Here is a 25,956-nt window from a genome sequence, read left to right on the forward strand (position 1 = left end):
TGTTAGTGAGATGTACGGTTGAAATCAGACTTGCCACCCGTTTTTTGAACGAGATACGTTTCACCGATGACCATCCCTTTGTCAACGGCCTTGCACATGTCATAAATAGTTAACGCAGTGGCAGAAGCAGCAGTTAAGGCTTCCATTTCTACACCCGTTTTGCCATTAGTAGAGACAGTCGTCGTAATGTTTAAAATAAAATGATTTTCCGAAGTTTCCCAATCAAATGCAACATCAATCCCTGTAAGTGCTAACGGATGGCACATTGGAATGATTGTCGACGTATTTTTAGCAGCCATAATTCCTGCAATTTGTGCAGTATTTAAAACATTTCCTTTTTTGTTTGTATTTTGTGTAATTTGTTCATAAATCGTGGCATTAACTTGAATGCTTGAATGTGCAATAGCAGTTCGTTTAGTGATTTGTTTATCAGAAACATCCACCATCTTTGCATGACCTTGAGCATTAAGGTGTGTAAATTCAGACATGTTATTCCTCCTTACTTGAATGCAAGGATAGTATAGCATGAATTTTTCATTTTGTTAGGAGTGGTTCATCATGCCAGTAGAAAAAAGACATCCCATCCCAGTGGCTGAAGCGATACAACGTGTTATGAAACAAAATATTGAGATGGAAACGACGACAATGAACATCTATGAATGTGAAGGCTATATTCTTGCTGAAGATATTGTTGCAACGTATGACATTCCACGCTTTGATAAATCACCTTATGATGGCTTTGCGGTGAGAAGTGTCGATACTGTCGGTGCTTCAAGTGACACGCGCATCCCTTTTGAAGTCGTTGATCATATTGGGGCAGGAAGTGTGTCCGCGAAACAACTTGAAGCAGGACAAGCTGTACGTATTATGACAGGTGCTGAAATGCCTCAAGGTGCAGATGCCGTTGTGATGCTTGAACAAACGGTAGAATCGGCAAATGGTTTTACAATTCGCAAGCCTTTTGAACCGTTAGAGAATGTATCATTAAAAGGAGAAGAAACGTCGACAGGCGATGTTGTCTTAACGAAAGGTCAACGTATTAACGCGGGAGTAGTCGCAGTGCTAGCCACTTTTGGTTATGTTGACGTCCCTGTATTTCAAAAACCATCCGTAGCCATTATTGCGACAGGAAGCGAACTTGTCGATATTGATGCACCGTTAGAACCTGGGAAAATTCGTAATTCAAATGGTCCGATGATTTATGCGTTGTTACGTAAAGAGGGGATTACAGGCGAGTTATACAAAATTCAACAAGACGATTTTGATAGTAGCCTAGCTGTCGTTAAAAAAGCATTCTCTGAACATGATATCGTCATTACCACAGGTGGCGTGTCGGTCGGTGATTTTGACTATTTACCGGATATTTATCGCGCGTTAAATGCAGAGGTGTTATTTAACAAAGTGGCAATGAGACCTGGGAGTGTTACAACTGTTGCAGTATCGGAAGGTAAATATTTATTCGGTTTATCAGGGAATCCTTCTGCTTGTTATTCGGGCTTTGAGTTATTCGTTAAGCCGGCGATGTACCATATGATGCAAGCTGAAAAATGTTTTCCAAGTATGGTACGTGCCACATTGATGGAAGACTTTAAAAAGGCGAATCCATTTACTCGATTTATTCGTGCTAACGTTGTGCTCACAGGACGTCAAGCGACTGTACGGCCATCAGGTTTCAATAAATCAGGTGCAGTCGTGTCTATCGCGCACAGTAATGCGATGATAGTATTACCAGGCGGCACAAGAGGTTTTGAGCGTGGCCATGAAGTGCAAGTCATATTAACCTCATCAGAAGCGTATCAACGGGAGAGTGACTTATGATTTTACAAGTCGTCGGGTTTAAAGATGTAGGGAAGACGACACTTATGCAAAAGATAGTGACACATTTTAAAGTGTTAGGCTATCCGGTCGTGACGATTAAACATCACGGACATATGGGCGAAGACATTACGCTACCAGCACAGCATTTAGATCATATGCGTCATTTTAATGCTGGGGCAGATCAAAGTATTGTACAAGGTCATCAGTATATTGAAAGTATTCAAAGATTTGATGAAATGCCTTTACGGACTTTAATTGACGAATGTGTTACCATTGAAAAAAGTATCATATTAGTTGAAGGATACAAATATGAACATTATGATAAAGTGATTGTGTATCGTAATGAAATAGAGTATGAGCAACTTCAACAGTTGTCGAATGTGAAATTTGCAGTTAAAAGAGATATAACAACATCGGATGAACGTGCGCTGTTCGCATGGTTAACTGAGTGGATACAAATGAATGAAGGGTGATAGGGTTGAAACAATTTGAAGTGACAACACAACCGTTAGAACCGGAACAATATCGCGCGTACACATTAAATGAAAAACAAGGCGCGATTGTTGTGTTTACAGGGCATGTCCGTGAATGGACGAAAGGTGTCCGTACAGAATATTTAGAGTATGAGGCTTATGTACCCATGGCTGAAAAGAAACTGGCACAAATTGGTGATGAGATTACTGAACGCTGGCCGGGAACAATAACAGCGATTGGCCATCGTATTGGTGCACTTCAAATATCTGATATTGCTGTATGTATTAGCGTGTCATCGCCGCATCGAAAGGACGCATATGCAGCAAATGAATACGCGATTGAACGCATTAAAGAAGTGGTCCCTATTTGGAAAAAAGAAATTTGGGAAGATGGCGCAGAATGGCAAGGGCATCAACGGGGTTATCACGACGATGCTGTCAATAAAGGAGGACTGACATCGTGAAGGTGTTATACTTTGCAGAAATTAAAGAACTAGTGAATCGTTCAGAAGACGTATTTCATTTTGATTATGAAGTGCCAGTTTCTGATTTAACGACACATTTATATCAAACCTATCCCATTATTCAAGGGAAAAAATTTCAAGTTGCAATCAATGAAGAGTTTGCACGCGCGGAAGATCTCATTCAGCCATACGATGTGGTTGCACTGATTCCGCCAGTCAGTGGAGGTTAATCAATAGTCATGAAAGCAATTATACTCGCAGGTGGGCATTCAGAGAGATTTGGCGCACCGAAAGCATTTGCAAAAATTAACGGGACGACGTTTTATCATCAACTTGTCCAAACGTTACATGCGACGAACATGTTTAATGAGATTATGATTAGTACGAACGAACAACTCTCTTCTCAATTTCAACATGACACGGTCGTCATAGATGAACCGAAACATAGAGATAAAGGACCACTCGCCGGTATATATAGTGCGATGTCACGTGATACGGATGAGGATCTCTATTTCGTCATTTCAGTCGATACCCCTATGGTGACTCAAAAAGCAATCAGTCACCTGTATCAATTTATGGTAGCGAATCTGATTGAAGAACATTTAGACATCGCCGGCTTTATGGATAAAGCACGTCCGATACCGACGATCGCTTTTTATCATAAACGCGTGTTGCCAATTATTGAAGAAGTATTAGCGTCGGATGATCTCAGTATGAAACATGTGTATGAACAAGTGTCGACAGATTGGTTAGATGCGAACACAATCGACAGTCCGCATTATTGGTATCAAAATGTGAATTATCAACAAGATTTGGCAGCATTAGAAGCAGAACTAGCGAAATAAGAAAAGGAGGGCGCAATATGGCAGACCAAATACTGGATCAATTGGGCAGACCCATTCGTGATTTGCGCATTTCCGTAACTGATAGATGTAATTTTCGTTGTGATTATTGCATGCCAAAAGAAATTTTCGGGGATGATTATGTTTTTTTACCGAAAGATCAATTGTTATCATTTGAAGAGATAGTACGTATCACACGATTATATGCGCAACTCGGTGTTAAAAAGGTGAGAATTACAGGTGGGGAACCGTTACTTCGACGAGATCTCCATCAATTAATCGCTCAAATTACACAGGTTGAAGGTATTGAAGATATAGGGCTCACAACGAATGGCTTATTACTTAAAAAACATGGTCAAAAACTATATGATGCTGGATTACGACGCATTAATGTCAGTTTAGATGCCATTGATGATCGTGTGTTTCAATCCATTAACAATCGTGATATTAAAGCGACGACTGTACTTGAACAAATTGATTATGCAATCAGTATTGGTTTAAAAGTGAAAATTAACGTTGTCGTTCAAAAAGGTGTCAATGATCATCAAATTTTGCCGATGGTCCGCTATTTTAAAGATAAAGCTGTGACCATTCGTTTTATTGAATTTATGGATGTCGGCAATGACAACGGCTGGGATTTTAGTAAAGTCGTCACAAAAGATGAAATGTTGGCAATGATTGCGGCTGAATTTGACATTGAACCAGTGTCTCCAGAATATTTTGGGGAAGTTGCTCAATATTATCGTCATGTTGGGAGTGCAGCACAGTTTGGATTAATTACGAGTGTGTCGGATTCATTTTGCTCAAGCTGTACACGTGCACGGTTATCTTCAGACGGTAAATTTTATGGTTGCTTATTCAGTACAGGCAGTGGCTTTGATATTCGCGGACTACTCAGAAGCGGTGCGGATGATGCAGAAGTGATGGCGCAATTGAAGGCTTTGTGGCATATTCGTGATGATCGTTATTCAGATGAGCGAACAGCAGAGACCGTTGCGAATAGACGGAAGAAGAAGATTAATATGAATTATATTGGTGGATAAATTTTTGGGAGCAGTACAGAAATCTTTTGTTTAATAAAGATTTCATCGTACTGCTCCCAAATTTTAATTTGGATTCCATCTGGTTTACATGTCATCGAGTTGGGCATCTGCCTCTCGAGAAAGGGAAGCCATAAAGGCAATCAAATACTACAATTCATAGTAAGAGGGCACGTTAAGTCCAATACTGCGCACCCAGCGTATCAAAATTTTTATCTTCCATTTGCTTTATAGCTATGCCTATTTTTGCTTTTTCTGCTTTTTAATTTGCTTTGAAAAGTCAATTTGTGCAAGGACTGGGTCATGGTCGCTTGCTCGGCCAGACATGTCAGTGAAGTCACTATTCACATGAATCATGTCTAATTGAGTTTGGCGTTTTAAATGTTGAGAGACTAAAATATGATCCAATGTTTGTGTATTGCCTTGATAGACGTATGAATAGCGTTTGTTTTTAGGTACATCGTTCACCTTATTCGTTAATCCGTATGACTCAAAAGTTTTGAGTGGTTTTGACCATTGGAAGTCATTATAATCGCCGACTGAAATAATGTTGGCGTTAGGGTTTTGTTGTTGAACATGTGCTGCGAATTCACCAATACGATGTGCGATTTCTACGCGCTGTGGTTCTGAAGTTAATTGGACTGGCTGCTGACTACCAAACAGGCCATCATCTCCACGTTTTGATTTCCAATGATTTGCAATCGCAATGACTTGTTGTCCTTTAAAATCGAATTGAGCAGCGAGCGATTTGCGCACATCCTCAAAAGCAGGGTCTTGTGGTGCGATACGACCTGGATTGCGTGTCAGTTGATTGTTTTCATAGCCGACGTTCGTTGTCGCATCGCCTGTTGGTATATGATCATTAAATGTCACGCGTTCAGGGTTGTATAAAAAGCCGACGCGGATATTGGCATCAGGTTGTCCGCCATCTACATTGTTTTCAGGATCAATATTGACATAACGATATGTTGGTCCACCTGCATCTTTAATGGCTTGAATGAGACGCTCATACGAGGCTGAGGCGTCGGGACTGCCTTTACCCGGTCCGTTATTATCTTGAACTTCTGTCACCCCAACAATGTCGGGTTGTTTCATATGACTAACAATACCGTTGGCGAGCTTCATGGCTTTGTCATGACTTGAACTTTTAACGTCATTTGAAAAGTTTTCTAAGTTATATGAAGCCACTGTCAGTTTGTTTTCAGACGGTTTTAATGTCGTGCCTTTAGGTTGTGCTTTTCCTTTAACGTGTGCTTGTTGCATGTCATTTAAATCGATATTGATTTTGTAATTTTGGAAACTGTAATTCACATAACCAATTAATGGTCCTTTAAAGCGATCTCCTGTTGTAATATCAAAGTCTTGTGCTTGTTTGTTATCGCCATTCATTTTAAAGGCGATACGTTGACCGTTAGCATTATCGGATTTTAATAAAATGCCACCATTTTTCGTTTCTGGACGATTTTGGTTTAATACTGTGAATACTTCGCCATGGTCTTGCGGTCCTACACTGCGGACATCCTTGAATTCTACACGCATGCCTTCTAAAGCTTCCCAATAGTCAATCGCATATGTATCCGGTTTGAAAACTGAAAAATGTTGAGGAGAAGCGATTTGTTGTGGAATCTTCTTAATTTTCACAGGTTTAGGTAAAGGTTGATTCTCTTTTTGGACAGTGATTTCACCGGCTTTATCTGTACGTGCATCAATTTCAGTTAAGGGTAAATCTGTTTTTGCCTTTTCTGCATAGCCTTCAATCGCATACTCACGGACTGTACCCGAAACATGAACGAGATCACCCACTTGTGTGTTAGGCTTCTCTTTGCCGGCAAAGACGATAATGCCTTCAGAAGTTGCAGGATTATTGTCCTTTTGTGCGTCCGGTGTTTGTAAATGGAAATAATAGGCGTTATTTGCCTTATAAATGTAAGTCACAATACCTGGGACTTTTTCAACGCGTTGATCTTTCAGAGGTGATGTATGTCCTGCACCTTGAATATCATGAATACGAGTTGAGGAAGATGTTTCTGCAAGTGCACTGGAGTCGTAAAACGTCGCGCCTGTGCTGAGTAGGCCTAAAACTAAAGTTGAAGTTATTAATTTGCTTTTCAAGAGATTGCCTCCTTAAAAATATTGATTACGCGTTAAGTATACCAAAAACAATTAAAATAATAATGTAAAAATTTGATTAATTAAAAAAATGGCGAATATTGGAAGGAGAGCGTTTTGATGAGATGCTACAAAAATAAACAGAAAATGGAAGTGATGACCGAAGCGTTTGAATTCAAAAGGTTTCCGGGGATAGGGTATGAAAAGTTTTGATTGTATTGATTGATATATTTTAGAATTGCCGCCATGGATTTGTATTCCTAAGGGCTGTCTTTCCAACTCAGCAACGTTATAATTGAACATTACCTTTGATAAAGCGTGGATGGATATTGAGTGCCATCTACCTTCATGATTTCGCCTATTTTAGGAGTGGGGTGAGTCAACGTTCAATTGTACCCCAGTCCTGTATAAAGAGGCAAAATACTTTAACTTTCGTCGTTTTGAAGTTGTGCGAGTAATGACTGATACAACTGTTCTAAAATATCTGTGGCACGTGCAATCTCATTATCAGAAAGTTGCAATGGTTCAATGGCTTGACGTTGTAATTTGCCAATTTGCAGCTTCAATTTGTCATGAACTGTGTGACCCGATTCGGATAAAAAGAGTAGTTTTTCTCGCTTATCTACTTCACCTGGACGTATGATTAACCAACCTTGAGCATCCAACGCTTTTAAAATTTTTCGTGTTGTTGGCTTTTCTATGGAGCGACGTTTAGAAATTTGGACAAGTGTTGTGCCAGGATTGACCGCGATATCTTTCATAACTAACCATTGTGCTGGATAAAGTTCATTTTCATCGAGCAAAGGATGGACGAGTTTAATATAGGGGCGATAAAGTTTGGTGAAATGATCAAATAATATTGAAGGTTCCATACGAGACTCCTTTCTAGATAGTTTCTTAAGGCATATTATAACACTTCATGTTAAAGTTGTTGGATATAAGGACGTTACTTATTCAAAAGTGCAGTGCGTGTTATATCGAGATTTCACAACAAATATTTGGTAAAATAATGTTACGGCATGAGAAGTGGGAGTGAACGTATAAATGATAGATATAGAATTTGATCACATCATCCATTATATTGATGGATTAAATCAGTTCGAGTTTCCCGGGAAATATTTGGAAATTCAACAAGGTGGTCAGCATGAAAAATTAGGGACTTTTAATCGACTCGTCCAAATCGATTTAGCTTATATTGAATTATTAGATATATATCATCAAGGAAAAATGAAACAACAGTCTAAAACGGATGTGGGCAAGCACTCGTTTGCGACATCGATTATGGAAAATGGTTATCGACAAGGTTTTAAAAAGATTTGCTTTAGAACGCACGATATTGAACAATTAAAAGCCCAATTTGAAGAAAGAGGGCTTGAAACAGTAGGACCTGTTGAAATGACGAGAGAAAATAAAAAAGGACAAATGATTCAGTGGCGATTGCTGTATGTTGCCAATCATCAATTCGATGTCATCATGCCCTTTTTTATAGAGTGGAATACGTCAGATGAGGCACGTGAAGCGGATTTACGAGAACATTTTCATCAACATTTGACAATAGATATGATTACGTTAAATACATATCAACGTCAAACGATGGTGGATCATTGGAAGAAATGGTTTGATATGGAAGAGGTTGAATCTTCGGACCGCTACACCATCCTGCAAAGTCCTGCTAAAAAAATCAAATTTAAGGTGGTAGAGGATAAAGAGGATGCCATAGAAGCAGTTCAATTTATCGATCAAACCATTGAATCTCCCATCGCTTTTCGTACAAGAGGTGCAAGATATCAATTTATTCCACCTCACGCATAAACAACGCTGTATACGAGACTGATGATCAGTACGACATGTAACAATGCGGTGATAGCTGTGATGAGTGATAAAAAGAGTTGTTGTTTCGTTTCATGTAGAAGCACACTATAAATTCCGACAACCAATGAAAACGCGACAAAGATAATGCGTAAACTTAAGTAATCGATGCCGATATGAAAAACGAATGTGCATACGATAAAGATGATATTCATCATAGTAAGTAACAGTAAAATCAATTGACGCATAAAGAGACCTCCAGTTTGTATCTATACATCTATTCTGTGACGTTTCAATCGAATGTGTCATTGATTATACTAGAAAATAAGAGAAGACGATAACTAAAAGGAGTTTTATACAAGAAATGAAACGCATGAATATAACCGATCAAGAACATGATGCATTTGTAAAGGCGCATCCGAATGGTGATTTACTACAATTGACAAAATGGGGAGACACGAAAAAATTAACGGGATGGTATGCGAAACGTATTGCTGTAGGGGAAAATGGTGAGTTGAAAGGTGTCGCACAATTATTATTTAAAAAGATACCACGCACACCTTTTACGCTATGTTATGCTTCACGCGGCTTCGTTGTTGATTATACCCAAACAGACGCGGTGAAAGCTTTGTTATCTGAAGCGATTAAAGTTGCCAAAAGTGAAAAGGCATATACGATTAAAATTGATCCAGATGTAGAAGTTGACCAAGGCATGACAGTTGTCCAAGATTTATTACAAATGGGCTTTAAACATAAAGGGTTCAAAGACGGCTTAGCCAAAGATTACATTCAGCCACGTATGACGATGATCACCCCAATTAATCAGTCTGATGAAGCATTAATTCAAAGCTTTGAAAACCGCAATCGCTCAAAAGTGAGATTGGCGTTAAAACGTGGAACTAAAGTGGAACGTAAAGGACGCGAAGACTTGAAAATATTTGCGGACTTAATGAAAGAAACAGGTGAGCGTGATGGCTTCTTAACGCGAGATGTTTCCTATTTTGAAACGATTTATGATGCACTTCATCCAGACGGTGATGCAGAATTGTTCTTAGTGAAACTTGAACCGAAACCTGTCTTGGCTGAGTTGAAGGCAGAACAACAAAAGTTACAAACTGAAGTGGATGCGTTAACAGAAAAGGATCAAAGCAATAAAAAAGTACAGAATAAATTAAAAGATGCTGAACAAAAAATGAAGAAAAACCAAGCGCTCATTGAGGATATGGAACAACTTGAACGCACACATCCAGAAGGCAAATATTTATCAGGCGCATTGCTGATGTTTGCGGGTCACAAATCGTATTATCTTTATGGGGCTTCATCTAACCATTACCGCGACTTTTTGCCAAACCATCATATGCAATTTAAAATGATGCAATTTGCACGTGAAAAAGGCGCAACGACATACGACTTTGGAGGGACAGATAACAATCCAGACAAAGATTCGAGTCACTATGGTTTATGGGCATTTAAAAAAGCTTGGGGAACACGTTTGAGTGAAAAAATTGGGGAATTTGATTATGTACTGAATCCTATTGTTTATAAAGCAGTCGAACAGTTTAAACCGCAGTTGACACAACTTAAAATTAAACTGGTTCGTCAAATCAAATCTATACAACAACGTAAAGGCCACAAGAAGGCTTAAGCATGGTCGATAGGATGTCATTCAAACGTTTGATAACAACAAATTTAAAATAATTAAGGTGGCACGATATGCATTTACATAACTTGTAGATGCATATACCGTGTCACCTTTTAAGAGTGATAGAACGATGCGTATCGTTTTATCATACATGTTCAATTGAAAGGCTACATTTTTACGGGCTGAAATCATGATGTAGTGAAGTTATTTAAAAGGGAGCGTTGCGTGTGGTAAAAAAATTAATCGACTTCTCGTTATCGAATAAGTTTGCCATTTTGTTAATGGTACTGCTTGTCATATTGGGAGGCGTCTATTCAAGTTTTAAAATGAGGTTGGAATTGTTACCCGATACAGAACCACCGATGTTGACGATTACAACACCGATGCCGGGTGCTACTTCTGAAACAGTGATGAGAGAAATTAGTGACCCGATTGATGAAGAAATACGGGGGATGGCAGGGGTCACGAGCGTTAAGACACAATCTTTGTCTAATGCTTCAATGATTACGGTCAACTTTGATGAAAGTACCAATATGGATAAAGCAGAACAAGACATTGAAAAAGCGCTGAAAAAGGTGAGTTTACCAGACGAGGCACAAACGTCGGACATCAAACGTAATTCAATGAATGCTTTCCCAGTTGTTGCGTATTCCATTTTGCATGAAAAAGGTGATGTCAAAGCGAGTACGAAAGCTGTCGAAGAACAATTGATTCCGAAATTGCAAACGATTGATGGGGTTCAACGTGCGACAGTAAATGGTCAAATCGAGCGTAAAGTGACAATCAAATTTGATGACGCCAAACTTCAAAAGGCGGGACTCAATGCGAAACAAGTGTCTGACTATATTGAGGGGGCAACAAAAGAAGCGCCATTAGGTTTATTCCAATTTGGTGATACCGAAAAATCAATTGTCATTGATGGACAATATGCTTCCGTGGATGCACTCAAAAATATGCAAATTCCGTTAGCACTTGCGGCACAGTCTTCAGGTAGCAGTGCACAAGGGCAACAAGAAAGCGGTGATGCAACAAACAGTGGTAATCTTGCAGCGTCAGGCCAATCCCTGTCAAACAATCAACAAAGTGCACAAGCAGTTCCATTAAGTGACCTTGCTGAAGTAAAGCTATCTGATGAACGTGCATCGATTTCTAGAACTAACGGTCAAGATGCTGTCGATGTTCAGATTGTTAAAACGCAAGGCGCTAATACAGTTGCAGTCGCAAACGATGTGAAGCAAACCATTCAAAATTTTGTTAAAGAAAACCCGGAACTGAAATCTGTTCAAATTATGGATACTGCTAAACCAATCAAAGATTCTTTAAACACAATGATTGAAAAAGCACTCCTCGGATCTATCGTTGCAGTCATTGTCATCATGTTATTCTTAAGAAATATTCGAATGACAGCGATTTCGATTGTGTCTATTCCATTGTCTTTACTCATAGCGATGGTGGCACTCAAACTCACGGATGTCTCATTGAACATACTGACATTAGGTGCACTGACAGTCGCGATTGGTCGTGTGATTGATGATTCTATTGTTGTGATTGAAAATATATACCGACGACTGACGCGTAAGGACGAACCATTATCGGGTGATGGACTTATCGTATCTGCTACGAAAGAAGTGTTTATACCGATTATGTCGTCTACATTAGTAACGATTGTCGTATTCGCACCACTTGCATTTGTGACAGGATCAGTTGGAGAAATGTTTAGACCGTTCGCTTATGCGATTACATTTAGTTTGCTCGCCTCATTATTGGTTTCGATTACCATTGTACCAGTACTCGGTTCTATGTTCTTTAAGCGTGGACTGAAACGTAAACCGAAATCTGAGATAGGTACAGTAGGGCGTGGCTATCGACATGTGTTGAATTGGAGTTTAGACCATAAATGGATCGTAATCATTTTAAGTACAGCCATTTTAATCGGCAGTATCGTTTTAGGAAGTATGAAAGTTGGAACTAGCTTCATTAGTACCGGCGAAGATAAATTTATGGCCCTCACATATACACCAAAACCAGGTGAAACAAAGCAAAAAGTATTATCACACGCAGAAGAAGTTGAAAAATATTTACTCGATAATAAAAATGTCCGTCACGTACAATATTCAGTGGGAGGGGCATCACCTGTTGATCCTACTGGTTCTACGAATAACATGGCGTTAATGGTTGAGTATGATTCAGATACACCGAATTTTGATCAAGAACCTGAGCGCGTGTTGAAACATATTAAGACGTATCATCATGACGGTGAATGGAAAAATCTAGATATGGGAACTGGGGCAACCTCTAACACGTTGAATGTAGAAGTGACAGGACCGTCGACTGCAGAAATTGAAGGCACAGTGAAGGCGATTCAAGAAAAAATGTCTCAAGTGTCTGGATTAACGAACGTGAAGTCGGATTTAACAGAAACATATCAACAATATGAAGTGAAAGTGGACCCAAATGAAGCGGCAAAAACAGGAATGACAGCGGGCCAACTGGCGATGATGCTCAATCAGAACATCCCAGATATGACGGTTTCAAAAGTTAAAGAACAAAACCAAACCTATGATGTCGTTGTTCAACAAGAAAAAGAGACGCATTGGACGAAAGAAAAATTAGAAAACATACCTATTCCTTCGCCAACTGGAGAGAATCGCAAGTTAAGTGACATAGCGACATTAAAAACGACATCGACTCCGAATGCACTAGTGAAAAAAGGTGGCGACTATGTCAGCACTGTTTCTGCGACGATTTCAGGTGATGATGTCGGTTCGATTTCTCAAGAAGTGATGAAACAACTCAACGCACTTGATAAACCAAGTGATGTGCATACGTCTTTAGGTGGTACGAATGAAGATATACAGGATGCATTTTCACAATTGATGATTGCGATGTTAGCGGCGATTATTATCGTCTATCTCGTGCTTGTACTGACATTCAAAGGTGCACTTGCGCCATTCACGATTTTATTCGCACTGCCATATACGATTATCGGTGTTGTCTTTGCATTAATTTTCACAGGAGAAACATTGTCTGTACCAAGTATGATTGGACTTCTCATGTTAATCGGTATCGTGGTAACAAATGCGATTGTCCTCATTGATCGTGTCATCATGAATGAAAAAGCAGGTTTACCGATGAAAGAAGCGTTGTTAGAAGCGGGTGGCACGCGGATTAGACCGATATTAATGACTGCGATAGCGACGATTGGTGCATTAATACCGTTATTATTCGGTCAAGATAGCTCCGTATTGATTTCGAAAGGACTTGCGGCAACAGTCATTGGCGGATTGTTATCATCAACATTGCTGACACTCATTGTTGTCCCTGTTATTTATGAAATATTGTTTACGTTAAAAGCAAAATTAACAAGACGTAAAAAGAACGCGTAAAACATTGACGTAATGGTGTTCATTATGTAAGATGAAACCATTATCCTCATTGAAACGAGTCAGTCCATGAGGGCAAACACGTCGTACTTTAACAAATAGAAGAGGGTTGAGACAGGAGATGTACATGACTTTGTCTCAGCCCTTTTGCTTTATAGGAATGGCAATATCCCTATAAAAATCAATGCAAGTAAGGAGGAAGACGATGACTTACACAACAATATTAAGCGAAATTCCAGACAGTTATTTTGGTAAAACAGTGGGGCAAAAGATTGAGCACGGGCCCTTACCATTGATTAACTTGGCAGTCGGCATACCAGATGGCGATACACCACCTGAAATTATAAAAGCATTACAAGAAGCGATTGTTAAGCCGGTTAATCAAAAATATTTAGCCTTTCAAGGAAAAGATGCTTTTAGACAAGCGATTGTTGATTTTTATCAACGGCAATTCAATGTCACGCTTGATCCAGATAAAGAAGTGTGTTTATTGTATGGCACAAAAAATGGGCTTGTTGCTTTACCGACATGTGTCATTGAACCTGGGGATGAAGTCCTGTTACCCGATCCAGGCTACACAGATTATGATGCAGGCGTGCGACTCGCAAGGGGTATACCTAAACCGTTAAAATTGTCCCCTGAACGTCATTACATACCGGATTGGAATGAAGTGGACACGAAAAATACTAAGCTTATCTATTTAACGTATCCGAACAATCCGACAGGTTCTGTTGCAACGCCTGAGTTTTTCCAAGAGACGATTGACCGTTTTAAAAATACACCAACAAAAATTGTACATGACTTTGCGTACCAAGCATTCGGATTCGACCAACCGAACCCGAGTATTCTCCAAGCAGACGGAGCGAAATCATGTGCTATTGAAATATTTTCTTTTTCAAAAGGATATAATATGTCAGGCTATCGTGTCGGTTTTGCGGTCGGTAATGAAGAAATGATTGCGAATCTTCGGAAATATCACACACATACACAAGCTGGCATGTATGGGGCGTTACAAGATGCATGTACGGTAGCATTAAATGAATGTGATCATGAATTGAAATCACAAAATGACATTTTTAAAAAGAGACGCGATAAAATAGAAGTAGCATTAAATGAAGCAGCTATTCCGCATGAACCAATTAAAGGCGGCATTTTCTTATGGTTGAAATGTCCAGAAGGTTTTTCGAGTGATGCATTCATTCAATATTTACTACAAGAACAATCTATTTTAGCAGCACCTGGCCATCCTTTTGGTGAAGAAGGAGAAGGGTATGTGCGCTTATCATTTGCAATTGATGAAGCACAATTAGATGAGGCGATTGCACGCATAGTCTCGTTGAAACCACTTTATCGTCAAGCGTAGAAAAATAGAGAGGGCTGATGAGATGATACAATGTCGCATCGGTCCTTTTTAATGTTTTGTAAATCGCAAAAAAACTAACGGCGCACTTTAATTGAGACGCAACGTTAGTTTTTGATGGACATACGATATGAATATGTAAACGAGAAAAATGGATGCAATATTAAATAAAAATTGAAGCAAGCACAATGTAAATGATGAGAATAAAAAGGGACATCATATTTAAAATACGCACACCTTTTTCATCATTTTTGGAATGTTTGAATGCAGTGATTTCAATATTGCCGATTAATAAAATTAATACGACAAACACCCACCAAGCTTCTGCGGGATAATAGACGAGTGAAGTACCAACGACAATAATGAGTAATAGCCCCATAATCACTCTTAATAATTTTGGCATCATAATACGCATTTTAAAAATACTAATATAGGCAACAACTAAATACATGAGGGGTAATAAGATTAGGTAAGCTAACATGAAGTACATCCTTTCTGTATCTTGCTCGTGAAGTCAATGATGATAAAGTTAGAGCTGATTCGCGCTTTTATCGATTTTCTTGAAGTTGCCTACGTACATCAGCAATTTGGTTTTCGATTTGTTCGAGTTGTTGAATTAATGGATCGACTTGCTGCGATGTGGATTCGCGCTTTTCTAAATCACCTTGTAATCGCACATAGTCCATTTTAAGCTCTTGTAACTGCTGTTCTAAATCCATAGGGCACCTCCTTTTATCAATCCTTTTTATTATAGCATGTTAACGTTGCTTAATTAAAACGTTTTACAGTAATATAGAAACAAGATGTTAGAAAGGGGGATGTATCGTGACAGAGAATTTTTTGATGATATTGTTATTAATTGCACTGGGGTACATCCTAAAGCGTCTTGGTTATATTAACGGGAAAGACAGTCGCGTCATCTCGACGTTAGTTCTTAACGTAACGTTGCCTTCTGTCGTTATCGTTAATTTAAACCATGTGAATTTGACGCCATCACTCGCTGTGTTGCCTGTCATGATGATTTTATATGGTGTTGTGACAAAAGTACTGATTGTGCTCATGTTTATTAAATATAGCAATGAAGTACGTGGTACGGTTGCAATGATGATGGCAGCACTCAATATCGGTATTTTTGCATATCCGTTAGTTCAACAAATATGGCCGGAAAAAGGGCTGTTGTATTTCGGAATGGCAGATATCGGTGGAGCCATTGTAATGTTTGGTTTAACGTATTTCGCTGCGAGCTATTTCAAACAAGTAGGGGGCGGATTTAATCCGAAGCAAATTTTATGGAATATGATGAAATCTGTCCCATTAATGACATATATTACGATGTTAGTTCTTAATATTTTCCAATGGCATCTCCCAGATACAGCCATTCGTTTCTTCGATATTTTAAGCCACGCCAATTTACCACTTTCGATGATTTTACTCGGTGTTTTAATGGACTTTAGATTAGAACGACGCTTTTTACCATTAACACTGAAGTATCTTGTCCTGCATTATGGTTTTGGGATTATTTTTGGCACACTCGTCTATTTCTTCCTACCTGTTGACGATGAAATGATTAAAACGACTTTACAGCTCATTTGGTTGTTGCCGGTAGGAGTTGCAGCACTGTCATATGCAGTACAATTTAAGTATCGTACGTTGCCAGTGATTGCGATGGCCAGCAATGTGACGATTGTAATCAGCATTGTTATCTTATATTTATATCAATATTGGTTTGTATAAAGATGGGGACTGGGGCATAATCAATTTAATGCTGTGGTTGCAGTATTTTGTTTAACTACCCCCCCCTATGATTTGCGCTTCTGATTGCCCTTATGGCTTCGCGTTCCCAGGGACTTGTCTCAACTAAATTTGGCTTGCTTGAAGTGTACACTGGATGGAAGCCAAATTGGATTTTGGGAGCAATACAGAAATCTCATGTGTCACAAAGATTTCGTCGTACTGCCCCCGCAAGGCTGACTAGACTTCTCAAGAGCATTGAGAAGTCAGACAGCTACTGCGTTAAACAATAACCACTATCAAAGTTAATAGACGGCATTTTGTTTTTAACTCTATCCCTCGGGAGTCTCAGCCTTCTGGGCAATCTTACATCAAATGCAGTCACTGAGGGTCAACTTTATGAAATGGCGACACCCCCGTAACATCCAAATGATGACGTCCCATTTATCCCCATTTTTGGCTGTTTTATCATCATTAATCGATATATGTCCATAAAAAGGATAGGGACTGGGAAAACTTAATATCCCAGTCCCTATCCTTTCCTACGATGTGCAGATGTTATTTTGAAATTTTAAACTTTTGATACTCGTATGAAATGTTGAAGCCAAGTTCATGAAAACGTTCGACGAGTTTATGGTTTTTGCTACGTATTTTAAAGTAGACATGTTCAATTTCAGATCTAGATAACGCACGGTGAATGGCATGTTGAATTAAATCGAACGCAATGCCTTTTAAGCGATAGTCGGTATGACTTGAAAAATACTTAATCTCTGCATGACGTTCTGTGGCATCATAAATTAAGTATAAGTAACCTTTTAAAATCCCCTCTGCCATGTACAAAACGAGTTCATGTTGATCGTCTAGTGATGTAACGATTTCTTTTGCAGTCATCGCATGATGTGTAAACGTATCTTCATGTAATCTTTGAAAATAGGGGTAATACGCTTTACTATACGGAATCATATGATGTAAGTTTTGTGTTTCGCCTAAATCTTGACTCGTTTCTAAATGATAATCTGTAAATGTGTATGACGCGCCAATGGTTTTCATAAACGTTTTAATCAGTGCGTGTTGTGCCGTAAATGCAAAATAGTAAGTGGATGGCTGTCGATGTTGTGCTGTGACGGTATCGAAAAGTTGTTTGAATGTCTCTGGCGTTGGTTGATAACCTGTTTTCACAATCGGGCCAATGACTTTGTAACGGTCTTCTGAATATGAAATGCACAGTAATAGCATCTGTATTTCAGAGTCTTCTTCAACTACAAATAGCCCTGTTTCATCAGCAGCTTCTTCTAAAAATGTAAAGAGCGCTTGTTCATCATCTAATGGCAACTTATTCGTATAGGATGGACGTTCTGAGACATACGTTTGAATAAATGACGCAATAGCTGGATTGGGAGTGACTTGAGATATCTTCATCATGCGCCTCCTTAATGATATACTTAACTTAATTATAAGATTTTTTGATATGAAATGAAAGCAACTTGTGAAGCATTCAATTGAGACTTAAAGGGTTGTTTTTTTAATACTAGGAACGAAATATGGAGGAATGAATCATGAGTAAAGCACTGATTTTAGCAGAAAAGCCATCAGTGGGGCGAGATATTGCCAATGCTTTAAATATAGGATCACGTAAAGAAGGTTATTTTGAAAACCAACAATATATTGTGACATGGGCACTTGGGCATCTTGTGACGAATGCAACGCCTGAACAATATGATAAAAAGTATCAACAATGGGTGCTTGAGGATTTACCTATTATACCGAAACAAATGAAATCCGTAGTCATTGGTAAAACGCGTAAACAGTTTAATACCGTTCAACATTTAATGAAGCGCAGTGACGTCAATGAATTGATTATTGCAACAGATGCTGGCCGAGAAGGAGAACTGGTTGCACGACTAATCATTGAAAAGGCACATGTGAAAAAACCGATTAAACGTTTATGGATCAGTTCAGTAACACCTAAAGCAATTAAGGAAGGTTTCAAAAAATTGAAAGATGGGCGTGCATACGATCATTTATATCAAGCTGCATTAGCGAGAAGTGAAGCGGACTGGATTGTAGGGATTAATGCGACACGTGCATTGACAACGAAATATGATGCACAATTATCACTTGGACGTGTGCAAACACCAACGATTCAACTTGTAGCGATGCGTCAGGAACAAATAAAAAACTTCAAGCCACAACAGTACTATACTTTAGAAGCTGAAGTGAATGGTGTGACGATGACATATCAGCATGAAGGGCGTATCTATCATAAGGAAAAGTTAGAAGCCATTGTCCAAGAATTACAACATCAACACGCACAAGTCAACAATGTCCATGAAAAAGAGAAAAAGGTCTATCCGCAACCGTTATTTAATTTAACTGATTTACAACAAGCTGCGTATCAAAAATATCATTTAGGCGCGAAGCAAACATTAAATACGTTACAGCAATTGTATGAACGACATAAATTAGTGACATATCCGCGTACAGATTCGAACTATTTAACGACAGATATGGTGGATACATTAAAAGAGCGTGTGCAAGCAACGATGGGAACCGATTTGATGCCTTATGCGAGAGAGATTTTGCAACAGCCATTCGCGAAGAAATTGTCATTTGTAAACAATCAAAAAGTTTCTGACCACCATGCGATTATCCCAACAGAAGTGCGTGCAAATATTGAGACACTCTCGCCAAATGAACGAAAAATTTATACGATGATTGCACAGCGTTATTTAGAAGTATTGATGCCACCGTATCGCTATCGTGCGCAACATGTGGAAGTGCGCATTGGCAAACATACCTTCACGTATCAATCACAAGTTCCAGTAGAATTAGGGTTTAAAAAATTACAACAAGACCGAGCACAAACAGAACGTGCTGTGTCATTCAATCAAGGCGAGACATTTGAAATAGGACGTCTACAAATAGTGGCTCATGAAACGACACCGCCTGCATATTTTAATGAAGGCACATTGCTCAAAGCGATGGAGCGACCAGATAAATTTTTCGACTTAAAAGATAAAAAATCTGCACAAACGTTGAAAACAATTGGCGGTATCGGTACGGTTGCGACACGTGCAGACATCATTGATAAGTTGTTTAATATGAATGCGATTGAAAGTCAAGACGGTAAAATTAAAGTGACTTCTAAAGGGAAGCAAATTTTAGATCTTGCACCTCCTGCATTAACTTCACCACGACTTACGGCTGAATGGGAAGATAAATTGATGCAAATTGAAAAAGGGCAATTCAAAGCGCAACAGTTTATGCAAGAAATGAAAAAGTTTACGCATGAGATTATCAATACGATAAAATCGAGCGAGCAAAAATATAAACATGATAATTTAACATCTGCACAATGTCCAACGTGTGGCAAATTCATGTTAAAAGTGAACACGAAGAATGGTTCAATGCTCGTTTGCCAAGATCCGTCATGTAAAACAAAGAAAGATGTGAAAACGAAAACAAATGCGAGATGTCCGCAATGTAAGAAACGATTAACGAAATTCGGCACAGGTAAAAAAGCAACATATCGTTGTGTCTGTGGTTATACCGAAACACAGGAACATATGGATCAACGCTTTAAGAACAAAGGTAAAGACAAAGTGTCGAAGCGGGAAATGAAAAAATATATGAAAGAAGATGAATTAGAAAACAATCCATTTAAAGATGCATTAAAAGGTTTGAACTTGTAATGTAGCGTTAAATATCGAACGAAATATAGTTTTCTGAATATAAAGTTCGGAAAAAAGTGTTGAAATTCACCCGTAATCGTAATAGACTATTGGAGTATTTCATTTAAAGGAGAAAATTAAAGTGAAAAAATATTTCCGATTTGACGAAAACCAAACGAGTTATCGTCGTGAAATTTTAGGTGGCTTAACAACGTTTCTGTCGATGGCTTATATTTTGGCTGTCAATCCACAAATATTAAGTCTTGCTAGTGTAGAAGGGGTACCAGATGCACTTAAAATGGATCAAGGTGCCGTTTTCGTAGCGACAGCACTTGCTGCATTTGTTGGCTGTTTATTTATGGGGTTAATAGCAAGGTATCCTATCGCACTTGCACCGGGTATGGGCTTAAATGCATTTTTCGCATTTACAGTCGTTCTAACAATGGGAATTCCATGGCAAACGGGTTTAACAGGCGTGTTTTTCTCAGGACTCATCTTTTCAATTTTAACGGCTACAGGTTTGAGAGAAACAATTATCAATGCCATTCCATTTGAAATGAAGATGGCTGTTTCGGCCGGAATAGGTTTATTTATTACTTTTGTCGGTTTACAAGGTTCAGGCATTATCAAAAATGAAGATGCGACACTTGTGACTTTAGGGAAAATTACAGATCCTACAGTATTGTTAGCTGTTTTCGGTATTATCATTACAGTTGTGTTATACGCTAAGAAAATACCAGGTGCAATCTTTATCGGGATGGTTGTCACAGCTATCGTAGGTTTACTGACACAACAAATCGCACCACCAAATGCGATTGTTGGTAAAGTCCCGAGTATCGCACCTACATTTGGCGCAGCATTCGAATCGTTCCAAGACCCGTCACAACTATTTACGATTCAGTTTTTAATCGTCATTTTAACATTTTTATTCATTGACTTCTTTGATACAGCAGGGACAATTGTTGCTGTTGCATCTCAAGCAGGTATGATGAAAGACAACAAGTTACCGCGCGCAGGTCGTGCATTGTTCTCAGACTCATTAGCAACAATGGTAGGGGCAGTCTTTGGTACAACAACGACGACATCTTACATTGAATCTACTTCAGGTGTGGCAGTGGGTGCACGTACAGGTTTTGCAAGTATTGTAACAGGTATTTGTTTCTTACTTGCACTATTCTTCAACCCATTAATGGCAGTTGTCACGCCAGCAGTCACAGCACCAGCACTTGTCATTGTCGGTGTGTTAATGGCTTCAAATTTAGCGGAAATTAGTTGGAAACGTTTTGAAGTTGCCGTGCCAGCTTTCATTACAGTGATTATGATGCCACTTTCATACTCCATTGCAACAGGGATTGCATGTGGCTTTATTTTCTATCCAATAACAATGGTATTAACAAAACGCCATAAAGAAGTTCATCCGATTATGTATGGTTTAATGTTCATCTTTATCCTATACTTCGCGTTTGTACATGGTTAAAATCAAATAAGGTTGAGAAGTTCGAGTGGTGCTTGATGCGCTGTTCGAGCTTCTTTTTGTATATTGAAAAATGTTAAGAGAATCATGTATAAATGTAAAAAAAGAGATTAAACGATCAAAGTCGCCTAATCTCTTTAAGGATTGTTTGTTAACGTCTATGCGTGTCATCTGAACTCTCATAACGTGTATAAGATGCTTTTAGATAAACAGGTGTTACAAATAAAACAATCAATAGGAAAATTAATAACACAAACATAATCCAATGCAAGATCATCCCAACGAAAGGAATCACCGCAAGTGCACTCGCAATGATGCCACCAGCTGGTATTAACAACATGGGGCGTATCGTATTTTGACGATCGAATATAAAAATAAGCACCATGACTAAATAGATAAACGCATTAAAGGCTAGCGGTTGCCATCCTAATGCGAGAACATACCAGCCACCTAAAAATGGGAAACCCGCAATGAACTCAGATACAAGCGCGATGATAGATAAAATCATCAATGCGGTTTTAGCATTTCTTGTCAAAGTAAACAACTCCTTAGTAATAGAAACAAGCGACGATCATACATCGATTGTTGTCATATAATGAAAGTAACTCATCCTTCATATAAATGATAAAACGGAAATCTTATGTGTTACGTGGACACAGATGTCTTTGTAACGTAATTAAATAAAGAAGAATGATTTAACATTATTATAATTGTTTAAATGATAAGAAACAAAAAGTAAGATTTAATTTGAAAAAATCTCACTAAGCTATTGAACTTAACACACATATCAAGTAAAATGATGAGGTATGTGAATTAGACATAAAAAACTTTGTAGAAATAGTTGCGAAGTTAAAACATTTCATGTATCATGTCTAATGTTGGACTTTTAATGCGATGAAGCGAAAGGTTACTGACACACCCGGCCGCTTTGCCATGGCGTTGTGTGAGATAGTTTTCGTGGAGAAGTCTATCACTTTAATGAAGACGAATAAGGAGGGTAAATCATGGCAAAACAAAAAATCAGAATTAGATTAAAAGCTTATGATCACCGTGTAATCGATCAATCAGCAGAAAAAATTGTTGAAACTGCAAAACGTTCTGGAGCGGATGTTTCTGGTCCAATTCCATTACCAACTGAAAAAGCAGTATACACAATCATTCGTGCGGTTCATAAGTACAAAGATTCTCGTGAGCAATTCGAACAACGTACACATAAACGTTTAATCGACATTGTAAATCCTACGCCAAAAACAGTTGACGCGCTTATGGGCTTAAACTTACCATCAGGTGTAGACATCGAAATTAAATTATAATAGAAAATTTTAGGAGGTGGACTTTCGATGACCAAAGGAATCTTAGGAAGAAAAATCGGGATGACTCAAGTGTTCGGTGAGAACGGTGAATTAATCCCAGTTACAGTAGTAGAAGCTAAAGAAAACGTAGTATTACAAAAGAAAACTGTAGAGGTTGACGGCTACAACGCAATCCAAATCGGTTTTGAAAACAAAGAAGCATACAAAAAAGGTAGAAAAACTAATAAATATGCGACTAAAGCAGCTGAAGGTCACGCTAAAAAAGCTGACGCAGCACCTAAGCGCTTCATTCGTGAATTCAGAAACGTTAATGTTGATGAATACGAAGTAGGTCAAGAAGTCTCAGTAGATACATTTGAAGTTGGCGACATTATTGACGTAACAGGAACTTCAAAAGGTAAAGGTTTCCAAGGTGCAATCAAACGTCATAACCAATCACGTGGACCTATGTCACACGGTTCTCATTTCCACAGAGCACCAGGTTCAATCGGGATGGCATCAGATGCATCACGCGTATTTAAAGGACAAAAGTTACCAGGCCGTATGGGCGGTAACACAGTAACTGTTCAAAACTTAGAAGTTGTTCAAGTTGATACGGAAAACAACGTTATTTTAGTAAAAGGTAATGTACCTGGACCTAAAAAAGGTTTTGTACAAATCCAATCAGCAATCAAAGCTAACAAATAAATAGTAGCGAAAGGAGGAAATGCATAATGGCAAATTATGATGTATATAAAGTTGATGGTTCAAAAGCTGGTACAGTAGAATTAAGCGATTCAGTATTCGCTATCGAACCAAATAATAGTGTATTATTCGAAGCAATTAACTTACAACGTGCTTCATTACGCCAAGGTACACATGCGGTCAAAAACCGTTCAGCTGTTCGTGGCGGTGGACGTAAACCATGGAGACAAAAAGGTACAGGACGTGCGCGTCAAGGTACAATCCGTGCACCACAATGGCGTGGTGGTGGTATCGTATTCGGACCAACACCAAGAAGCTATGGCTACAAAATGCCTAAGAAAATGCGTCGTTTAGCATTACGCTCAGCACTTTCTTACAAAGTACAAGAAAATGAATTCAAAATTGTTGATAGCTTTAACTTAGAAGCACCAAAAACAAAAGAATTCAAAACAGCTTTAACAAACTTAGAATTACCTAAAAAAGTTTTAGTTGTGACAGTTGGAGAAGATGTGAATGTTGAGTTATCAGCACGTAACATCCCAGGTGTAACGATTACAACACCAGAAGGGTTAAACGTATTAGAGTTAACTCATGCTGACAGCGTATTAATCACTCAAGAAGCAGCTAAAAAAGTTGAGGAGGTGCTCGGATAATGGAAGCTAGAGACATTCTAAAGCGCCCCGTAATCACTGAGAAATCATCTGCAGCTATGGCTGAAGATAAATACACTTTTGATGTAGACGTACGTGCTAACAAAACAGAAGTGAAAAAAGCAGTAGAAGAAATCTTTGAAGTAAAAGTTGCTAACGTTAACATTATCAACTACAAACCAAAGAAAAAACGTATGGCCCGTTACCAAGGCTATACAAACAAACGTCGTAAAGCGATTGTGACATTAAAAGAAGGTCAAATCGACTTATTTAACTAAAAATCAAATACCAATAAGGAGGTAAGCGACAATGGCTCTAAAACATTACAAGCCAATTACAAATGGTCGTCGTAATATGACTACATTAGATTTTGCTGAGATCACAAAATCTGAGCCTGAAAAGTCATTATTACAACCGCTACCGAAAAAAGCGGGTCGTAATAACCAAGGTAAATTGACTGTACGTCATCATGGTGGCGGACACAAACGTCAATACCGTGTTATTGATTTCAAACGTAATAAAGATGGAATTCCAGGTAAAGTGGATTCTATCCAATATGATCCAAACAGATCAGCAAACATTGCTTTAATCGTATATGCAGATGGTGAAAAACGTTACATCATCGCACCTAAAGGCTTAGAAGTAGGTCAAATCATTGAAAGTGGTTCTGAAGCTGACATTAAAGTCGGGAATGCACTTCCATTAAAAGACATTCCTGTAGGTTCAGTAATTCATAACATTGAATTGAAACCAGGTCGTGGCGGACAACTTGCACGTTCAGCAGGTGCTAGCGCGCAAGTATTAGGTAAAGAAGGTAAATATGTACTTGTAAGACTTCGTTCTGGTGAAGTACGTATGATTCTTTCAACTTGCCGTGCTACTATTGGTCAAGTTGGTAACTTACAACACGAACTTGTTAACGTTGGTAAAGCGGGTAAATCTAGATGGTTAGGTAAACGCCCAACAGTACGTGGTTCTGTAATGAACCCTAATGATCACCCACACGGTGGTGGTGAAGGTCGTGCCCCAATCGGACGTCCATCTCCAATGTCACCATGGGGTAAACCAACGCTTGGTAAGAAAACTCGTCGTGGTAAAAAACGTTCAGATAAACTTATCGTACGTGGACGCAAGAGAAAATAAAAATAGCTTATTTGGGTGTGCGGCGTAATCGCTGCACGCACATAATAAGAAAGGAGGCGCCAATATGGCTCGTAGTATTAAAAAGGGACCTTTCGTCGATGATCACTTAATGAAAAAGGTTGAGGCTCAAGGCGATAGCGAGAAAAAGCAAGTAATTAAAACATGGTCACGTCGTTCAACGATTTTCCCAAACTTTATTGGACACACATTCGCAGTATACGACGGACGTAAACATGTACCTGTATATGTAACTGAAGATATGGTTGGACACAAATTAGGTGAATTTGCTCCAACACGTACATTCAAAGGACATGCTGCAGACGACAAGAAAACAAGAAGATAATACCATT

27 protein-coding genes are annotated in these 25,956 nt (G+C 38.7%); 19 read left to right on the plus strand and 8 right to left on the minus strand.

Features of this window, described 5'->3' with window-relative positions:
* Positions 1-2 precede the first annotated feature (2 nt).
* Positions 3-488, minus strand: coding sequence for a cyclic pyranopterin monophosphate synthase MoaC (gene moaC / locus CD138_RS11125; RefSeq protein WP_019169673.1), 486 nt, complete (start codon positions 486-488; stop codon positions 3-5).
* 70 nt (positions 489-558) lie between these two features.
* Here moaC and CD138_RS11130 point away from each other — a divergent pair, with 70 nt between their 5' ends.
* From CD138_RS11130 to moaA, 6 genes are read left to right on the plus strand one after another with little or no spacing between them, the layout of a single operon-like run.
* Complete coding sequence (locus CD138_RS11130; RefSeq protein ID WP_019169674.1) at positions 559-1,818, plus strand: molybdopterin molybdotransferase MoeA; 1,260 nt, start codon at positions 559-561, stop codon at positions 1,816-1,818.
* Positions 1,815-2,291 carry a molybdopterin-guanine dinucleotide biosynthesis protein B gene (mobB, locus tag CD138_RS11135; protein WP_019169675.1) on the plus strand — a complete coding sequence of 159 codons (477 nt, stop codon included), beginning with the start codon at positions 1,815-1,817 and terminating at the stop codon, positions 2,289-2,291. The genes CD138_RS11130 and mobB overlap by 4 nt, the downstream gene beginning before the upstream one ends.
* Before the next feature lie 5 nt (positions 2,292-2,296).
* The gene (locus CD138_RS11140) at positions 2,297-2,755 is read left to right on the plus strand and encodes a molybdenum cofactor biosynthesis protein MoaE (protein WP_019169676.1); all 459 of its coding nucleotides are present in this window, start codon (positions 2,297-2,299) and stop codon (positions 2,753-2,755) included.
* The gene (locus CD138_RS11145; protein WP_019169677.1) at positions 2,752-2,985 is read left to right on the plus strand and encodes a MoaD/ThiS family protein; all 234 of its coding nucleotides are present in this window, start codon (positions 2,752-2,754) and stop codon (positions 2,983-2,985) included. The genes CD138_RS11140 and CD138_RS11145 overlap by 4 nt, the downstream gene beginning before the upstream one ends.
* A 9-nt stretch (positions 2,986-2,994) precedes the next feature.
* Positions 2,995-3,600 carry a molybdenum cofactor guanylyltransferase MobA gene (gene mobA, locus CD138_RS11150; protein ID WP_019169678.1) on the plus strand — a complete coding sequence of 202 codons (606 nt, stop codon included), beginning with the start codon at positions 2,995-2,997 and terminating at the stop codon, positions 3,598-3,600.
* Between the two features lie 17 nt (positions 3,601-3,617).
* Positions 3,618-4,640 carry a GTP 3',8-cyclase MoaA gene (moaA, locus tag CD138_RS11155; protein WP_019169679.1) on the plus strand — a complete coding sequence of 341 codons (1,023 nt, stop codon included), beginning with the start codon at positions 3,618-3,620 and terminating at the stop codon, positions 4,638-4,640.
* Between the two features lie 237 nt (positions 4,641-4,877).
* Here the strand turns inward: moaA and CD138_RS11160 are convergent, their stop codons facing one another.
* Positions 4,878-6,749 (minus strand): DUF8508 domain-containing protein, encoded by a 1,872-nt coding sequence (locus CD138_RS11160; protein ID WP_019169680.1) that lies wholly within the window; start codon positions 6,747-6,749, stop codon positions 4,878-4,880.
* A gap of 422 nt (positions 6,750-7,171) precedes the next feature.
* Positions 7,172-7,618, minus strand: coding sequence for a MarR family winged helix-turn-helix transcriptional regulator (locus CD138_RS11165; RefSeq protein WP_019169682.1), 447 nt, complete (start codon positions 7,616-7,618; stop codon positions 7,172-7,174).
* Between the two features lie 172 nt (positions 7,619-7,790).
* Here CD138_RS11165 and CD138_RS11170 point away from each other — a divergent pair, with 172 nt between their 5' ends.
* Positions 7,791-8,558 carry a VOC family protein gene (locus tag CD138_RS11170; protein ID WP_019169683.1) on the plus strand — a complete coding sequence of 256 codons (768 nt, stop codon included), beginning with the start codon at positions 7,791-7,793 and terminating at the stop codon, positions 8,556-8,558.
* Here CD138_RS11170 and CD138_RS11175 read toward each other — a convergent pair.
* On the minus strand, positions 8,549-8,803 hold the full coding sequence (locus CD138_RS11175; RefSeq protein WP_019169684.1) for a hypothetical protein: 255 nt from the start codon (positions 8,801-8,803) through the stop codon (positions 8,549-8,551). The two genes, CD138_RS11170 and CD138_RS11175, sit on opposite strands and share 10 nt — an antisense overlap.
* A 116-nt stretch (positions 8,804-8,919) precedes the next feature.
* Here CD138_RS11175 and CD138_RS11180 point away from each other — a divergent pair, with 116 nt between their 5' ends.
* The 3 genes from CD138_RS11180 to CD138_RS11190 all read left to right on the plus strand — a co-directional run bounded on the left by CD138_RS11180 (position 8,920) and on the right by CD138_RS11190 (position 14,943).
* Positions 8,920-10,200, plus strand: coding sequence for a lipid II:glycine glycyltransferase FemX (locus tag CD138_RS11180; RefSeq protein WP_019169685.1), 1,281 nt, complete (start codon positions 8,920-8,922; stop codon positions 10,198-10,200).
* A 224-nt stretch (positions 10,201-10,424) separates the two neighbouring features.
* A complete protein-coding gene (locus tag CD138_RS11185) occupies positions 10,425-13,583 on the plus strand; it encodes an efflux RND transporter permease subunit (protein WP_019169686.1) in 3,159 nt (1,052 codons plus the stop codon).
* 202 nt (positions 13,584-13,785) lie between these two features.
* On the plus strand, positions 13,786-14,943 hold the full coding sequence (locus CD138_RS11190) for an aminotransferase class I/II-fold pyridoxal phosphate-dependent enzyme (protein ID WP_019169687.1): 1,158 nt from the start codon (positions 13,786-13,788) through the stop codon (positions 14,941-14,943).
* Between the two features lie 160 nt (positions 14,944-15,103).
* Here the strand turns inward: CD138_RS11190 and mspA are convergent, their stop codons facing one another.
* Complete coding sequence (gene mspA / locus CD138_RS11195; RefSeq protein ID WP_019169688.1) at positions 15,104-15,421, minus strand: membrane stabilizing protein MspA; 318 nt, start codon at positions 15,419-15,421, stop codon at positions 15,104-15,106.
* A 67-nt stretch (positions 15,422-15,488) separates the two neighbouring features.
* Positions 15,489-15,659, minus strand: a complete 171-nt coding sequence (locus CD138_RS14275; RefSeq protein WP_019169689.1) for an SE1832 family protein — start codon at positions 15,657-15,659, stop codon at positions 15,489-15,491.
* A gap of 106 nt (positions 15,660-15,765) precedes the next feature.
* Here CD138_RS14275 and CD138_RS11200 point away from each other — a divergent pair, with 106 nt between their 5' ends.
* Positions 15,766-16,674, plus strand: coding sequence for an AEC family transporter (locus CD138_RS11200; RefSeq protein WP_019169690.1), 909 nt, complete (start codon positions 15,766-15,768; stop codon positions 16,672-16,674).
* Positions 16,675-17,229: 555 nt separating this feature from the next.
* On the opposite strand, the gene CD138_RS11205 is transcribed toward CD138_RS11200, so the two are convergent.
* Positions 17,230-18,093 (minus strand): GNAT family N-acetyltransferase, encoded by an 864-nt coding sequence (locus tag CD138_RS11205; protein WP_241520315.1) that lies wholly within the window; start codon positions 18,091-18,093, stop codon positions 17,230-17,232.
* Between the two features lie 134 nt (positions 18,094-18,227).
* Between CD138_RS11205 and CD138_RS11210 the strand changes: the two genes are divergently transcribed.
* A complete protein-coding gene (locus CD138_RS11210) occupies positions 18,228-20,363 on the plus strand; it encodes a DNA topoisomerase III (protein WP_019167893.1) in 2,136 nt (711 codons plus the stop codon).
* Positions 20,364-20,484: 121 nt separating this feature from the next.
* Positions 20,485-21,819 carry an NCS2 family permease gene (locus CD138_RS11215; protein WP_019167894.1) on the plus strand — a complete coding sequence of 445 codons (1,335 nt, stop codon included), beginning with the start codon at positions 20,485-20,487 and terminating at the stop codon, positions 21,817-21,819.
* A gap of 148 nt (positions 21,820-21,967) precedes the next feature.
* On the opposite strand, the gene CD138_RS11220 is transcribed toward CD138_RS11215, so the two are convergent.
* Positions 21,968-22,351 (minus strand): hypothetical protein, encoded by a 384-nt coding sequence (locus CD138_RS11220; RefSeq protein WP_019167895.1) that lies wholly within the window; start codon positions 22,349-22,351, stop codon positions 21,968-21,970.
* Positions 22,352-22,820: 469 nt separating this feature from the next.
* On the opposite strand from CD138_RS11220, the gene rpsJ reads away from it, so the two are divergent.
* The 6 genes from rpsJ to rpsS all read left to right on the plus strand — a co-directional run bounded on the left by rpsJ (position 22,821) and on the right by rpsS (position 25,949).
* Entirely contained in the window at positions 22,821-23,129 is a 309-nt protein-coding gene (gene rpsJ / locus CD138_RS11225; protein ID WP_014613211.1) for a 30S ribosomal protein S10, read from the plus strand.
* Between the two features lie 27 nt (positions 23,130-23,156).
* On the plus strand, positions 23,157-23,816 hold the full coding sequence (gene rplC, locus CD138_RS11230; protein ID WP_019167896.1) for a 50S ribosomal protein L3: 660 nt from the start codon (positions 23,157-23,159) through the stop codon (positions 23,814-23,816).
* A 26-nt stretch (positions 23,817-23,842) separates the two neighbouring features.
* A complete protein-coding gene (gene rplD / locus CD138_RS11235; RefSeq protein ID WP_019167897.1) occupies positions 23,843-24,466 on the plus strand; it encodes a 50S ribosomal protein L4 in 624 nt (207 codons plus the stop codon).
* Positions 24,466-24,741: a 50S ribosomal protein L23 gene (gene rplW, locus CD138_RS11240; RefSeq protein ID WP_019167898.1), complete on the plus strand. Its 276-nt coding sequence runs from the start codon at positions 24,466-24,468 to the stop codon at positions 24,739-24,741. The genes rplD and rplW overlap by 1 nt, the downstream gene beginning before the upstream one ends.
* Positions 24,742-24,772: 31 nt before the next feature.
* The gene (rplB, locus tag CD138_RS11245; RefSeq protein WP_019167899.1) at positions 24,773-25,606 is read left to right on the plus strand and encodes a 50S ribosomal protein L2; all 834 of its coding nucleotides are present in this window, start codon (positions 24,773-24,775) and stop codon (positions 25,604-25,606) included.
* A 64-nt stretch (positions 25,607-25,670) separates the two neighbouring features.
* Entirely contained in the window at positions 25,671-25,949 is a 279-nt protein-coding gene (gene rpsS / locus CD138_RS11250) for a 30S ribosomal protein S19 (RefSeq protein ID WP_014613216.1), read from the plus strand.
* The last annotated feature ends 7 nt before the right edge of the window (positions 25,950-25,956 follow it).

Source organism: Staphylococcus intermedius NCTC 11048 (assembly GCF_002902385.1).
Classification (GTDB): domain Bacteria; phylum Bacillota; class Bacilli; order Staphylococcales; family Staphylococcaceae; genus Staphylococcus; species Staphylococcus intermedius.

Coding starts and splice junctions, on each gene's coding strand:
- rpsJ (WP_014613211.1), top strand. CDS start 22,821: ATGGCAAAACAAAAAATCAGAATTAGATTAAAAGCTTATGATCACCGT.
- rplD (WP_019167897.1), top strand. CDS start 23,843: ATGGCAAATTATGATGTATATAAAGTTGATGGTTCAAAAGCTGGTACA.
- CD138_RS11210 (WP_019167893.1), top strand. CDS start 18,228: ATGAGTAAAGCACTGATTTTAGCAGAAAAGCCATCAGTGGGGCGAGAT.
- rpsS (WP_014613216.1), top strand. CDS start 25,671: ATGGCTCGTAGTATTAAAAAGGGACCTTTCGTCGATGATCACTTAATG.
- moaC (WP_019169673.1), bottom strand. CDS start 488: ATGTCTGAATTTACACACCTTAATGCTCAAGGTCATGCAAAGATGGTG.
- CD138_RS11205 (WP_241520315.1), bottom strand. CDS start 18,093: ATGATGAAGATATCTCAAGTCACTCCCAATCCAGCTATTGCGTCATTT.
- CD138_RS11180 (WP_019169685.1), top strand. CDS start 8,920: ATGAAACGCATGAATATAACCGATCAAGAACATGATGCATTTGTAAAG.
- CD138_RS11170 (WP_019169683.1), top strand. CDS start 7,791: ATGATAGATATAGAATTTGATCACATCATCCATTATATTGATGGATTA.
- rplC (WP_019167896.1), top strand. CDS start 23,157: ATGACCAAAGGAATCTTAGGAAGAAAAATCGGGATGACTCAAGTGTTC.
- rplW (WP_019167898.1), top strand. CDS start 24,466: ATGGAAGCTAGAGACATTCTAAAGCGCCCCGTAATCACTGAGAAATCA.
- mobB (WP_019169675.1), top strand. CDS start 1,815: ATGATTTTACAAGTCGTCGGGTTTAAAGATGTAGGGAAGACGACACTT.
- CD138_RS14275 (WP_019169689.1), bottom strand. CDS start 15,659: ATGGATTTAGAACAGCAGTTACAAGAGCTTAAAATGGACTATGTGCGA.
- moaA (WP_019169679.1), top strand. CDS start 3,618: ATGGCAGACCAAATACTGGATCAATTGGGCAGACCCATTCGTGATTTG.
- mobA (WP_019169678.1), top strand. CDS start 2,995: ATGAAAGCAATTATACTCGCAGGTGGGCATTCAGAGAGATTTGGCGCA.
- mspA (WP_019169688.1), bottom strand. CDS start 15,421: ATGTTAGCTTACCTAATCTTATTACCCCTCATGTATTTAGTTGTTGCC.
- CD138_RS11190 (WP_019169687.1), top strand. CDS start 13,786: ATGACTTACACAACAATATTAAGCGAAATTCCAGACAGTTATTTTGGT.
- rplB (WP_019167899.1), top strand. CDS start 24,773: ATGGCTCTAAAACATTACAAGCCAATTACAAATGGTCGTCGTAATATG.
- CD138_RS11130 (WP_019169674.1), top strand. CDS start 559: ATGCCAGTAGAAAAAAGACATCCCATCCCAGTGGCTGAAGCGATACAA.
- CD138_RS11165 (WP_019169682.1), bottom strand. CDS start 7,618: ATGGAACCTTCAATATTATTTGATCATTTCACCAAACTTTATCGCCCC.
- CD138_RS11175 (WP_019169684.1), bottom strand. CDS start 8,803: ATGCGTCAATTGATTTTACTGTTACTTACTATGATGAATATCATCTTT.